This is a genomic window from Mesorhizobium sp. Cs1299R1N1, assembly GCF_037179655.1.
In the GTDB taxonomy this organism is placed as follows: Bacteria; Pseudomonadota; Alphaproteobacteria; order Rhizobiales; family Rhizobiaceae; genus Mesorhizobium; species Mesorhizobium salmacidum.
On sequence record NZ_JAPYKR010000041.1, the window covers coordinates 1 to 12638 of the forward strand.

The window sequence follows — 12638 nt, forward strand, 5'->3', positions numbered from 1 at the left end:
CCATCGTCTCGTCGAGTTCGCTAAGCACGAGGCCGCGGCCCAGTTTGTAGAACATCACCATTTGCTCGGCATCGAGCATGAACTTGCTGTAGCTCTGGGTCAGCGCCGCCTCAAGATAGCCGGTGGAGGACAGGACGAAGTTGGCGCCGGCAATTAGGGCGCCATACATATTTCGTGCCGCTTCGTAACCTGCCTGCGCGTCGACAAGCTTCGAGCTTGTATTGCTGCCGCTGCAGCGCCACGGCAGTTTATAGTGACGGGCCAGCTGGCCCACCAACATGTTCATGTGGCAAATCTCGGGCGTACCCGCCATCGGCGCACCGCTTTTCATCGAGACAGTTGCCAACCATTGTCCGTAGATGCAAGGCGCGCCGGGCCTAACCAGCTGCGCGAACGCGACGCCGGCAAGCGCCTCGGCATTGAGCTGTGCCACAGCACCGATGGTGCTCGCGGGCGTGCTCGCTCCGCCTAGGACAAACGGGGCCAGGATCATAGCCTGATTGTTGGCGGCATAAACCTTAACGGCATCTAACATGGTGGCGTCCCACACGAGGGGCGAATTGCAGTTGGCCAGGGAGATGATGACGGTGTTGTTTTGAAGAAACTCCTCGCCGAAAACGATCTTTGTCATCGAGATGGTATCTTCGGCGCGTTCACGTGATGTTACAGCGCCCATGAAAGGCTTGTCGGAATACCGTATCAGGCTGTAGTTCATGTGCAGATGTCGCTTGGGCACCGCAATATCCATTGGCTCGCACAGAACCCCGCCGGTCATGTGCATCGCCGGTGATTGATAGGCAAGCTTGGCAAAATTGACGAAATCCGCGATGGTCGCGTTTCGTCGCTTGCCCTCGAGATCCAGCACATTCGGGGAACCGTAGGCTGGCGTGAAAATGGTCTTTCGGCCGCCGAGGCTTACTGTCTTTGCAGGATTGCGCGCGTGGACGGTGAAGGCCTCCGGTGCCTTGGCAACGAGTTCAAGGAGAAGATTCCTGTCAATCCTTACCCGCTGACCGGTGATATCGGCACCGGCTTCGCGCCAATATTCGATGGCTTCGTCGTCACGGAACTCGATGCCAATCTCTTCAAGTATTTGCATCGATTGATCGTGCAGCCTCAGCAAATCCTCCTGACAGAGCAGATCCATATAAGGAATTCCGCGATCGAGCGTCGGCAGAAAAGTAACCGATCTGTCGTTGCGCAACTTTTGCCGAGCGTCCCGGCCGCCTGATCTGGAAGACATGCTCTATTTCCCTTGTTTTCAATCAAATCTACCGGGAAAAAGCCCCAGAAACTAACAATAAAAAATAATCTTGGCTATGAACTCAGGTCATGACCCCACTTGGGCGGGAACCACCGGGACCAAGGTTCAAGGGTAGCAGGATCGACGGGAGGACACGATCAATAAACCGCCTTCGCGCCGGCGACTTCGAGGGTTGTCCCCGTGACAAACTTCGCCTCGGCGGAGCTCAGGAAAAAGACGGCATCAGCAATGTCCTCCGGTTCGCCTAGGTGTCCCAAGGGGTTTGACTTGCTGAGTTCCGCAACTGCCGTATCCGGATCAAACCCGCGATGGATGAATCCCGACCGGAGCATCGGAGTGTCAATCTCACCCGGGCAGACTGCATTGACCCGAATGCGACTGCCGGCGTGATCCCGGCCAAGGCATTTGGAGAAGGTTGCGACCGCTGCCTTGCTCGCGCAATAGGCGGCATGGCTGGGGCCGGGATAGATACCCCAAGTCGAGGAGATGTTAACGATCGATCCACCCCCGTTTTGGGCCATGAAACCTATGGCGCGCCTACAAGTGTAAAAGATCGCTTTCAGATTGATATCAAAGGTTCTTTCCCAGTCTTCGTCAGTCGTGTCGAGAATGGTGCCGCGCGTGATGATCCCGGCATTGTTGACTAGGGCGTCAAGGCGCCCGGTACGTTGAATGGCAATGTCAACCAGATCCTCGCAATATGCCTTGCTCCGGAGGTCTCCCGGCCTGGCCAGCACGGTTTCCTTACCGCGATTGAGCTCATCAGCGGTCGACTTGAGCCGGTCCTGGTTTGTATCGCCGGCCACGACAAAGTAACCATTCGCAGCGAATTTCCTGCAAATGGCCTGGCCCATGCCGCCTGCGGCTCCGGTTACGACGACGGTCTTTTGTTCAGCGATCATTGAATGTCACCTTGATAAGGATTGAGCTTCGCTTCGCCCAATTGACGGATATGAGAAGGCGAATGTGTTAGATTCTTTCGTGGATGCCGCGAAGGATCAGCGACGGCGTTACGATCCCGACGTCGGACCCTTGGGCGTCTACGACGACAAGGGGACCATTTGGATGGTTGTTCGCCAAGCCAAGGATCTCCTTGATTGGCGCATCCAGCCTGACCCGAGGCGCATCGGTCAGGTTCAGGTTCTCGCTCGTTGCGGCAAATTCGCTTAGGGGAACCATTACCGATTCGGCTTTGAGGAGCCCGAGCCGGCTGCTTCCCTGCACGAATTTCTCCACATAGGGATCCTTGGGGTTGCCGATGATGTCGTCGGCCGAGCCAATTTGAAGCATCTTCCCATCCTTCATCACACCGATCTGATGGCCAAGACGGACGGCCTCCTCGAGATCGTGGGTGATGAACAGGGTTGTCTTCCCGAGCCTGGTGGACAGCTCTTTGAACTGGTCTTGCAAATCGCGTCTGATGAGCGGATCCAGCGCTGAAAACGGCTCATCCATCAGAAGGATGGCTGGATCTGCCGCAAGCGCCCGGGCGAGTCCTACCCGCTGCTTCATGCCACCTGACAGCTGGTCAGGATAGCGATCGCCCCATCCGCCCAGCTGAACAAGTTCCAGCTTTTCGTGCGCAATCTCGTAGCGCTGTTTGGCAGGCACCCTTCGCAATTCAAGGCTCAGCGCCACGTTATCGCGTACAGTCCGATGCGGCAGGAGGGCAACGTTCTGGAAAACCATGCCCATGGTGCGCGCACGAAGCTCGCGCATTTCGTTCTCAGACTTGAGATTGATGTCCTCGCCACCGACGATGATCTGGCCCGCGCTCGGCTTGATCAGCCGGTTCACGTGACGCACCAGGGTCGATTTGCCGCTGCCCGACAAGCCCATGACGCAAAATATCTCGCCCGCCTCGACGCGGAAGGAGACGCCGGCAACGGCGGCAACACAACCATGCTTTTGGAGAAGGGTTTCCTTAGAAAGGCCTTCGCGCTGAACGTTGGCGAACTTAAATTTGGAGTCCGTGCCAAAGACTTTCCAGACGTCCTTGAATTCGATGGCGTGAGCTTTCAACGGTAACTCCAAAATGATGTGCGGCGTCCGGCGACTGCTTGTGCCGGACGCCTCCGTGGAACCTTAATGGGCGGCCTTTTTGGCTTCCTCAAGCCAAGCGTTCCATTTCTCAAGATGCGCAGCTTTCCAGGTTTCCGCATGCTTGTGAATATCTTCGTTGTTTTTCTCACCCTGGTGGATCAGGAGATTCTCGGCGTCGACATCCGCGATTGGCACCTCGACCTGTTCGAACCATTTGGTAGCAACCGGATTGTCATTGAGGAACTTCGTGTTGGCGATGACGTGGTGGCTGTTGACGGAAAAGCCTAGGTTACCGAGTCCCTCCACAGTGGTGTTGGCGCCGGCTTGTTCTTCCGGCAACGCCGTAAACGGCACGTTTAGCCAAACAACATCTTTGCCGTGTTTCAGGACGCCTTGGATCCAGTTTGGCGTCCAGCTGTAATAGAGCGTCGGTTTGCCGGATTGAATGCGCTGGATCACATCGGGAAGCAGGGCAAAGTATTCACCCTGCTTGTGCGTGACGGTACCGCGCAGACCGTAAGCGTCCAGGTTATGCTCGATGATCCTCTCACATCCCCAGCCCGGATCGCAGCCATAGAGGTCGGCTTTGCCGTCGCCGTCAACGTCGAACAGCTTGGCGAGCTTGGGATCCTTGAGCTGGTCGATCGTCTTGATGCCGTACTTGTCAGCCGTGGCCTTGTCGATCGAGTATCCCTGGATGGAATTTCTTACCAGGGTACCGACCCGGCGAAGCTTTGCTTCGCCACCTGCCTTTTCAGCAAAGGCAATATGGAGGGGATACCAATGCGGTGTATAATAGTCCGCGTCACCATTGCCGACCGCGATGTGTGCAAGCGGCACCTGCGCGGCTGACGGTTCATTTACGGTATAACCGAGGTCCTCAAGCCCCAGCTTCACCACATAAGCCTCGAACAGCTCCTCCGCCTGGCCAAGGTAGAGAGGCCTGACGGTGACCCCTTTGCCCGGCAAATCCTGCGCGACGGCGTGCCCCACGGACACTGCAAGCGTGCTGACAAGGGCAGCCGCGGTGGCAAGTCTGCGTATCGTTAACTGCATACTGGTGGTGTTCATTGGTGCTCCCATTTGACTTAGGTTAGTTGCCGGCTAATCGGTGCTTTCCAGACCTCGCCGGTGAAATCTGGAATTGTCGGACGAACCGGATAACCACTCCGGCGGGGCCGACCTCGTACCAGGCAATGTGGCCAAAACGGCCGCGCCTGGTCATCGCGGATTGCGTCATGCGGTCGAGAACGATTGCGAGGATGACGATGCCCAAGCCACCGGTTGCCGCAAGCCCAATGTCCAAGCGGCCTATGCCGCGGAGAACCATTTGGCCAAGCCCGCCCACCGCGATCATGGAAGCAACGACGACCATGGACAGCGACATCATCAGTGTCTGATTGACGCCTGCGACAATGCTCGGGAGGGCGAGGGGCAATTGCGCCTTGAACAGGAGCTGTCGGTTTGACGCACCGAATGACCGCATCGCTTCCACGACCTCCGGTGAAACTTGCTGGATTCCAAGCGTGGTCAGCCGGATCACAGGTGGCAGGGCAAAAATGATCGTCACGATTACGCCGGGGACATTGCCAATGCCAAAAAGCATCACGACCGGCACCAGATAGACGAAGGAAGGGATTGTCTGCATGGTATCCAGGATCGGCCTGCAGATAGCGGCCGCCCGATCACTGCGAGCAGCCAGAACCCCCAGAGGGATGCCGATGATCGTGCACACCACAACCGCTGTGAAAACGAGACTAAGCGTGGTCATCGTCTCGGGCCATATGCCTAGAAAGCCTATGATACTGAGGAGAACAACTACTTGGGCCGCAAGGCGCCAGCCTGCGATTTGCCAAGCTACTAACCCAAAGGCGATGATCGTTACTAGCGGGGGGATGCCGTTCAAGACGACAGCAAACGCGGTAAGAAGCTGGTCAACGGGCCATTTCAGGCTCTGGAACAAGGGACGGTATTGTTGGACAACCCATCCAAGCCCCACATCAACCCAATCGCCAAAGGGAATGCGAAGGGTCTTGAACGGATCTAGAAAGTTTTCGGGTTTCACCTGACTTCCTTTCAGTCATCAATTCGTGATCGATGACCATAGCCTGCCTTACTGCACGCTGACAGCGCCTTGGCAGGCTGCGCCGCCACGGCTTCGATCTCCAAACGATGGATCGCGTGCAACTGCCCGGAGGGGCCGCCGGCCTTCTGTTCCCACGTCCAGCGGTAATTTCTGATCCGTATCCGTTCCCACACCGACGCCTCAGCATCGGGGTTGATCAGGACCGGTCGTCTACCTGCTGCCGGACGCTAGCCACGGCTGGGTCTTTTAACAACCGAACAAAAAGTAATGGTCTTGAGGAATAAATGTTATCACCAACCCCGCACAGCCGGCCCCCTAGGCCTCAAGGGCATCCGGTCGCTGCTCATCAGCTGCAACTTCCGGGGGGCTAAGCCCTTCGACTTGGGCAAGCATCCAATTGCGGAAGATAGTCACGTCGTCACGCGCGACGGCTGCGTTCGGGATGACAAGATGATGCTTGCGGCCGGTGAGATAACGTTCTTTAAGCGGGCGGATCAACGTTCCGTCGTCAAGATAGTCTTTCACCAGGTGTCGCCAGCCTAGGCCCACGCCTGCTCCCCTTAAGACGGACTGCAGGTGGGTAGCATAATTGTTGAACGTTATCGGTCGTTTGAACGGCGTTGAAATGCCAAACTGCTCAAGCCAGTGAGCCCAGTTGAACGGCGACCAGGGGTAGGCCGTCCAGTGCTGGTCATCCATGTCGAGAAGGACTTCGTTCAGCAGGTCTTCAGGGGTGGCAATCCGGGGCGAATGCGGTTGATAGGATGTGCTGCAGATCGGAAAGACTTCCTCACCGAACAGCTCGATCGCCGTGAAGTCAGGGCGGGGCAGGTGACCCATGACCACAGATACGTCGAACCCGTCCGTCGCCGGGTTGGGGCTTCGCTCGAGTGACACAAGGTGCAAGTCAATGTTCGGATTGCTGTTGGCGAATTCGCCGATCCGGTGGCTCATAAACAATGTCGCGAAGGACGTCGGCATCCCGACGGTCAAGCGCTGGGGCTTTTGCCGCCTCCTTACGCTGTCGAAGGCCGCGCCGATATGGGCCAAACTCAAGGCCATCGCTTCAAATAACTCTTCACCCGCTGGAGAAAGGGAGACTTTCTGGTTGCCGCGGTTGAACAGCTGCATGTCGAGGTGATCCTCCAGCGTCAGGATGTGACGGCTTACTGCAGCCTGGGTCACCGACAACTCATTAGCGGCCTTGGTGAAACTGAGGTGTCGCGCCGCAGCTTCAAAGGCGCGTAGCGCGCTGAGAGGAAGCCGCCTGTAATCCTTGGACATGAGTAATTGTTATCCTGCGCCCTAAAAAAAGTAAATTGCGCAAAGGGCCGTTATCTATAAGCATCCGTCTACCAAATATCAAACAAGTGGCCGCGGGCAAGCCCGTTCAACGGGCAGCCCAAAGGTCGAAGGGCGGCAAGGATTGGCGTAAATCCCGGCCGAAATCCTCAGGGTTGAATGAAGAGATACGAAGCCCTGAAAGCGCTGCGGACTCCTCAACCTTCTGGATACCGAGCGACCTTCCGATCACGCGCCGGCCACGGTGGCCGCGCCAAACGGGGCGCTTCCCACCATCGAGAGGAGAGTGGAATGCACGGTAAAGTCGACTACAGGACCCAGGCGAAGTCGCTGATGCTGCCGACGCGCATGATTATCGATGGCTTAGGCACTGCGGCGATATCGGGCAAAACTTTCCCGACCATCAACCCAGCCACCGGCAACGTTTTGGCGGACTTGCCATCCGGTTCTTCGGCCGACGTGGACAAGGCCGTCAAAGCAGCCCGCAACGCCTTCGAGGACGGACGCTGGTCCAAGCTGCCGCCCGTAAGCCGCAAGCATGCCCTTCTCCGGCTTGCCGCCCTGATCGAGGAAAATGCGCTCGAACTCGCGCTGATGGAGAGTTTGGACAGCGGGAAAACCATCAGCGATTGCGTCAATATCGACGTGCCGGAGACCGTGAACAGCCTGAAATGGCATGCGGAAGCCGTCGACAAGATCTACGATCAGGTTTCACCGGCGAACGATCAATCCCTTGGATTGGTCGTCAGGGAAGCGATCGGCGTAGTTGGCATTGTCCTGCCCTGGAACTTCCCCCTCCTGATGCTCGGCTGGAAGATCGGCCCGGCATTGGCGGCCGGCTGTACCGTCGTCGTCAAGCCCGCTGAGGAAACTTCGCTTACGACCCTGCGTGTTGCGGAGCTGGCGCTCCAAGCTGGGTTCCCTGCCGGCGTTTTCAATGTGGTAACGGGAGATGGCCCGGCGGTCGGCGAACCGATCGGCCGCCATCCCGACATAGATGCCGTCTCCTTCACCGGATCCACCGAGACAGGTCGCCGCTTCCTGAAATACTCCTCGGAAAGCAATCTGAAGGAAGTGGTGCTTGAGATGGGCGGCAAGAACCCGTGCATCGTTATGGATGATGCCAAGGATCTCGATGCCGTCGCGACACATATTTGCAATGGTGCATTCTGGAACATGGGCCAGAATTGCTCTGCAATCTCGCGCCTTCTGGTCCACAAGGACGTCAAAAAGCCACTCTTGGAGAAGTTGACGGAAGTGGCTAAGACTTGGATCGTCGGCGATCCGCTCGACCCCGACACGCGTGTCGGTCCGCTGATTTCTTCAATCCATTTTGAGAAGGTCAGCGGTTACCTGGCGTCGCAAGGCAAGGTAATCGTCGGTGGTCAAGCCCCGGGCGGCACGATGATTGAACCCACCATCATCGAGTTCGACGGCCATGATGGTAAACATGTCGAGGAAGAGATCTTCGGCCCGATCCTTTCCGTCATCGAGGTCCGGTCGCTGGCCGAAGCCGTGTCGCTTGCCAATGCAACGGAATATGGGCTCGCTGCCTCCGTCTTTTGCGGAGACGGTACGCGGGCACTCAGGGCAGCGCGCGCGCTCCGGGCGGGAACGGTGACGGTGAATTGTTACGGGGAAGGGGATTTGGCGACTCCGTTCGGAGGCTACAAGCAATCCGGTTTTGGGGGTCGTGACAAGGCCTTTCACGCCCATGATCAATACACGCAAACCAAGACGCTTTGGGTCGACCTAAGCGGCTCAAACGAAGGCTTTTGACATGACTGCTTTTGCGTTCCCCGGTCTCAATTTGGCGATTACCACGCCTTTCGACTCGAACGGCAAGATTGATCTCGATCGCCTAGATGACCTGGTCGAGCGCTACTTGGCTGCAGGTGTCGATGGCATTGTCTTCAGCTCCGGCACCGGCATGCACGTCTATCTGACACCTGAAGAATCCAAGACCGTCATCGAAAGGGGCGCGAGGACGGTAGGCGGGCGCGCCAAGGTGATCGCCCAAGTTTCGGCCCTGCTAACCGCTGACGTGGCCAAGAGGACGCAAATCGCAAGGGACGCCGGTGCCGATGGCGTCATGGCGCTTCCGCCTTTCTTTGAGGGCCCTGGAGATGACGACAGCATCTTCGATTTTTATGCGGAAGTCGCGAGGGTCGGTCTGCCTATTATCGGATACAACGTGCCCCAGGCGGTAGGCGTGAGAATTACGCCAGACCTCCTGCGCAAACTTTGTGAGTTGCCCGAGTTTCAGGCAGTCAAAGACAGCAGTGGAGACTTGGTGTCGCAAGTCAGCCTGATCCAGACCGGCTTGGCCGTGATCAACGGCGCCGATCCGCTGGTTCCTTTCTCACAACTGGCGGGTTGCGCCGGATTAATCTGGGGCGGAGCGAATATCGCACCCCGCGCCTGTGTGGCTGTCGTGAAGGCCGCGCGCGAAAAGCGATGGGATCACGTGAAGGCCCTGTGGCAGCAGCTAGAGCCGCTGATGTCACTCCTGTGGCAGGGCGATTATGTGCAGAGCGTGTATGCAGGAGCCGAGCTGACCGGATATTCGCCCGGTAAAATAAGAAAGCCTTTCCGCTCTCTTTCTGCCGACCGCACTGAAGCGCTGCGGGCGGCGATCGGCCCTCTGCTAGCTCAAGAAACCTCAAAATGACTTCGAAAGTTTTCCGCGCTCGGCAATTGCCCGATCACGGGCCTTCGTCCGGTTGGATTGCGCTGTTACCACAGCGGATTTCAAAGCCAGAGCTTGACCGTTCGATCACAGTCGATATCGCGGTCATTGGCGCCGGGTTCGCCGGTTTGGCGACCGCGGCGCGCCTCAGTCAGCTCGACCCACGACTATCGATCGCCATTATCGAAGCCGACGTGGTGGGAAACGGTGCCAGTGGCCGCAATTCCGGGTTTCTGATCGACCTGCCCCACGACATTTCAACCAGTGACTTCGCGGATGGTGCTCTGGTCAAAAGCCGGAACGATATTGTCGTCGCACGATCGGCCATCCAGCTATACGCCGGACTCGCTGCCGAGAATGGTTGGGGGAAATCGCTCTATGATCCTTGCGGCAAGTACAGCGTCGCAATGACAGACGGGGGATCGCGGCACTTGGCCGAATATTCCTCGAAACTCAATTCATTGGGCGAACCCCATTTGGTCCTGAGCGCTGCGGAAATCGCGGAGGTAACTGGCACCAGATCTTTCAAATCCGGTCTGTTCACACCCGGGGCAGCCCTCATTCAACCGGCGAGCCTTGTGAGGGCCGTCGCGGACCAGCTGCAGGAGCCCATCAGCCTGTTTGAGAAAACAGCGGCACTTTCCATACAAAGCACATCGTCCGGATGCACGGTGCAAACAGCCAAAGGCCGAATCTTTGCCTCGCGCGTTGTATTGGCGGTTAACGGGCACGCGGCAAGTTTTGGAATTGGCCAGAACGATCTACTCCATATCTTCACATATGCTTCCCTGTCCGAGCCCTTCGAGCCTTCGTTATTGAGAGGAGCCCGGAAATGGGGTGCAACACCGGCTTCGCCGATGGGCACGACCGTGCGCCGGGTCGATGGAGAAACCGGAGACCGCATCCTCATTCGGTCGCGGTATACGTATAATCCCAAAATTACCGCCAGCCCGGGCGTCGTTACTAGCGCGGGGGACCTCCATGACAAGAAGTTTGCGGACCGGTTTCCCGACCTGGGCCATCTGAAGATGCAGTATCGCTGGGGCGGAGCCATGGCCTTGACCTGGAACGCGGTCCCGCTGTTTGGTGAGGTCGAAACCAATATCTTTGCTGCCTGCGCGTGTAACGGAATAGGGGGCACCAAGTCGACTGCGGCGGGCATTGCAACAGCAGAGCTTCTCGCCGGCCTTAAGACAAAGCTAAGTGATATTTTCTGCGCATACGAGAAACCTGAGCCGTTGCCTCGACAGCCGCTCCAGGCCGCCGGTGCGAGAATCAGTCTCAAGTACCGGGAGTGGAGGGCGGGGAGGGAATAGACCTCGTACCGCAGCGCCCTCCAGCGACATTCCTAAAAACTCGATCCGGAACCGGCCGCTACTATGCGCGCCGATTGTACCGGCCAACGCCACGTAGAAGTTATGAAAAAGCTTTCGACCCCCCCGTTGACCATCATGGATCTCGGCCTCGTGGCGATGTGGAGTTCGGGTTACGTTGGCGCAAAGCTCGCGTCGGAAACTGGCTCGGTTCTCTTGATTCTGTTCTGGCGCTTTCTGCTGATATCGCTGGTTTTGGCCCCCATCTCAGTTCGATACGTGATCCGGAGGGGGTTCCGGTCTCTATGGATCAACGCTGTTCTCGGCGTCTGCGCAATGTTCCTGCAAATCGGATGCGCCATCGTGGCGATCGACATGGGTATGCCAGCTGGCAACGTGTCCATCATTTACGCTCTCCAGCCTTTACTTACGGCCGCAGTGGCCGGACCGATCCTCGGGGAACGGGTCGCAATTAGAGAATGGGTCGGGCTCGCCGTCGCATTTGTTGGCGTGTCCCTGGCGGGGGGCTTTGGTGGACTTACGGCGCCGGGATTTGCTTACTTCCTGACAATTCTAGGAACGGTCGGGATCGTGACTGCCACGGTGGTTGCAAAGGTATTTGTCGACGACACCCCGATTCTCCCCGGGATCGGAATCCAAAGCACTTTCTGCGCGATGTTGTTCTGTCCACTGGCCCTGATTGATGGAGGCCTTAGTCCGCCGCTTCACGATGCCAAGTTCTGGTTCGTTGTCGGTTGGTTCATCCTATTCTCGACCCTCGGCGCTTACGCCCTCTACTGGCTATGCCTTCGCAGGTCATCGGCGGTTCACGTCGGTAGCGTGCTTTACCTGACCCCCGTTGTAACAATCGCGGTGTCGGGGATCTTCTTCGGCGAGCCTATTACCGCCGCCAAGATTCTCGGGGTGGCGGTTTGCCTTACGGGCGGTGGAATTGCGCTATCGCGCAAAAATCCCGCCACCTTGCATCAGCGACGATGAAGGGCGATCCCATGACAGGCGATCTGCACGACAGCAAAGCAAACCCATTGGTCAGGTTCCTCAAGAACGCCTTTCGACTTTGGGGCAACCTGGGGACGGAAATCGCGTCCACTTATGCTCATTCTTCGTGCTGCGGATTCATCATCATGCCGGAAATAAACCGCGTCGCTCACCCCGCTCTGGACTGTCACGCGCCAAAGCCGCCGGCAGATACAGGCGAAGCCTGAAAAGACCAAGGTCTGCTTGCCTTCACGAAGCTGCGGTTGTCCAGACCACAAAAGTTAGTCGCTGATGGTAGACACCAGGGCCTCGCATACGGGACCTTGGGAAATCCCGTCGATCAGCATTTCGACTGTCAAGAGTTTCCGCGCCCGCGCAGGCTGGGTGGGCGCCCGGGCTTCAACAGTGAGTTCGCCAATTTCTGATGGATCAAGACAGAGGCAAGTGAACTCCGTCGCGGCGGTCCAACCGTGATCACCCAGCAGGCGCGCCTCATAGGTCACCCTGTGATCGAAATTGTTCCGGATCTTGAGGGTAAACGCCCTCGTCTCCCCGGCCCTTGTTTCCGACAGGTAGGGCAGCATTCGAACCCAAAACAGGTCGATAAAGTGGTCGGCCGGTGCGTCCACGACATCGCGGAATACGTCCTCTTTTCGCGCGATATACTGCGTGTATCCCTCAATTCTCGCGTGATCTATTGCGAATAATTCGCCATGGCCCGGGCACATCAGGTCAATCTGCACGTTCCTCATCAACTCGGCGCAGTGACGATGCATTTTCAGCTGAAAGCTGTTTCTGAGCACGGTGCTTTGCATCGCTTTCTGGCTCCGGAGGTCAGTACCATTCAAGAAAAGGATGTTGTCGCCACCGAAACCCACCCGCTTGCCGTCAATTTCGCCAACGATGAACGCGTGGTATTTGGTCTGGCCAGGCGCATGGTAG

General features: G+C 57.5%; 12 protein-coding genes. 5 read left to right on the forward strand and 7 right to left on the reverse strand.

Annotated features, from left to right (window positions below):
• The 6 genes from O7A70_RS32785 to O7A70_RS32810 all read right to left on the reverse strand — a co-directional run.
• Window positions 1-1243, reverse strand: a 1243-nt coding sequence (locus tag O7A70_RS32785) for a trimethylamine methyltransferase family protein (RefSeq protein ID WP_337144039.1), incomplete at its 3' end; no start/stop codon positions are given.
• 158 nt (window positions 1244-1401) lie between these two features.
• Window positions 1402-2166: an SDR family NAD(P)-dependent oxidoreductase gene (locus O7A70_RS32790; protein WP_337144040.1), complete on the reverse strand. Its 765-nt coding sequence runs from the start codon at window positions 2164-2166 to the stop codon at window positions 1402-1404.
• Window positions 2167-2233: 67 nt separating this feature from the next.
• Complete coding sequence (locus tag O7A70_RS32795; protein WP_337144041.1) at window positions 2234-3286, reverse strand: quaternary amine ABC transporter ATP-binding protein; 1053 nt, start codon at window positions 3284-3286, stop codon at window positions 2234-2236.
• A 63-nt stretch (window positions 3287-3349) separates the two neighbouring features.
• Window positions 3350-4378, reverse strand: coding sequence for a glycine betaine/L-proline ABC transporter substrate-binding protein ProX (proX, locus tag O7A70_RS32800; protein WP_337144042.1), 1029 nt, complete (start codon window positions 4376-4378; stop codon window positions 3350-3352).
• Window positions 4379-4400: 22 nt separating this feature from the next.
• Window positions 4401-5372: an ABC transporter permease gene (locus tag O7A70_RS32805; protein WP_337144043.1), complete on the reverse strand. Its 972-nt coding sequence runs from the start codon at window positions 5370-5372 to the stop codon at window positions 4401-4403.
• A 336-nt stretch (window positions 5373-5708) separates the two neighbouring features.
• On the reverse strand, window positions 5709-6677 hold the full coding sequence (locus O7A70_RS32810; RefSeq protein WP_337144044.1) for a LysR substrate-binding domain-containing protein: 969 nt from the start codon (window positions 6675-6677) through the stop codon (window positions 5709-5711).
• A gap of 309 nt (window positions 6678-6986) precedes the next feature.
• On the opposite strand from O7A70_RS32810, the gene O7A70_RS32815 reads away from it, so the two are divergent.
• The 5 genes from O7A70_RS32815 to O7A70_RS32835 all read left to right on the forward strand — a co-directional run bounded on the left by O7A70_RS32815 (window position 6987) and on the right by O7A70_RS32835 (window position 11923).
• Window positions 6987-8474: an aldehyde dehydrogenase gene (locus O7A70_RS32815; RefSeq protein ID WP_337144045.1), complete on the forward strand. Its 1488-nt coding sequence runs from the start codon at window positions 6987-6989 to the stop codon at window positions 8472-8474.
• A 1-nt stretch (window position 8475) separates the two neighbouring features.
• The gene (locus O7A70_RS32820; RefSeq protein WP_337144046.1) at window positions 8476-9366 is read left to right on the forward strand and encodes a dihydrodipicolinate synthase family protein; all 891 of its coding nucleotides are present in this window, start codon (window positions 8476-8478) and stop codon (window positions 9364-9366) included.
• Window positions 9363-10700, forward strand: coding sequence for an NAD(P)/FAD-dependent oxidoreductase (locus O7A70_RS32825; protein WP_337144047.1), 1338 nt, complete (start codon window positions 9363-9365; stop codon window positions 10698-10700). Before O7A70_RS32820 ends, O7A70_RS32825 begins: the two co-directional genes overlap by 4 nt.
• A 102-nt stretch (window positions 10701-10802) precedes the next feature.
• Window positions 10803-11696 (forward strand): DMT family transporter, encoded by an 894-nt coding sequence (locus O7A70_RS32830; RefSeq protein ID WP_337144048.1) that lies wholly within the window; start codon window positions 10803-10805, stop codon window positions 11694-11696.
• Between the two features lie 11 nt (window positions 11697-11707).
• Window positions 11708-11923, forward strand: coding sequence for a hypothetical protein (locus O7A70_RS32835; protein WP_337144049.1), 216 nt, complete (start codon window positions 11708-11710; stop codon window positions 11921-11923).
• A gap of 54 nt (window positions 11924-11977) precedes the next feature.
• Here the strand turns inward: O7A70_RS32835 and O7A70_RS32840 are convergent.
• Window positions 11978-12638 (reverse strand): hypothetical protein (locus O7A70_RS32840; protein ID WP_337144050.1); only part of this gene is annotated, 661 nt, incomplete at its 5' end.

What these genes read in the sequence shown, in the direction of transcription:
- O7A70_RS32790 (WP_337144040.1), bottom strand. Translation starts at nt 2,166, where the DNA reads ATGATCGCTGAACAAAAGACCGTCGTCGTAACCGGAGCCGCAGGCGGC.
- proX (WP_337144042.1), bottom strand. Translation starts at nt 4,378, where the DNA reads ATGAACACCACCAGTATGCAGTTAACGATACGCAGACTTGCCACCGCG.
- O7A70_RS32810 (WP_337144044.1), bottom strand. Translation starts at nt 6,677, where the DNA reads ATGTCCAAGGATTACAGGCGGCTTCCTCTCAGCGCGCTACGCGCCTTT.
- O7A70_RS32815 (WP_337144045.1), top strand. Translation starts at nt 6,987, where the DNA reads ATGCACGGTAAAGTCGACTACAGGACCCAGGCGAAGTCGCTGATGCTG.
- O7A70_RS32820 (WP_337144046.1), top strand. Translation starts at nt 8,476, where the DNA reads ATGACTGCTTTTGCGTTCCCCGGTCTCAATTTGGCGATTACCACGCCT.
- O7A70_RS32825 (WP_337144047.1), top strand. Translation starts at nt 9,363, where the DNA reads ATGACTTCGAAAGTTTTCCGCGCTCGGCAATTGCCCGATCACGGGCCT.
- O7A70_RS32830 (WP_337144048.1), top strand. Translation starts at nt 10,803, where the DNA reads ATGAAAAAGCTTTCGACCCCCCCGTTGACCATCATGGATCTCGGCCTC.
- O7A70_RS32835 (WP_337144049.1), top strand. Translation starts at nt 11,708, where the DNA reads ATGACAGGCGATCTGCACGACAGCAAAGCAAACCCATTGGTCAGGTTC.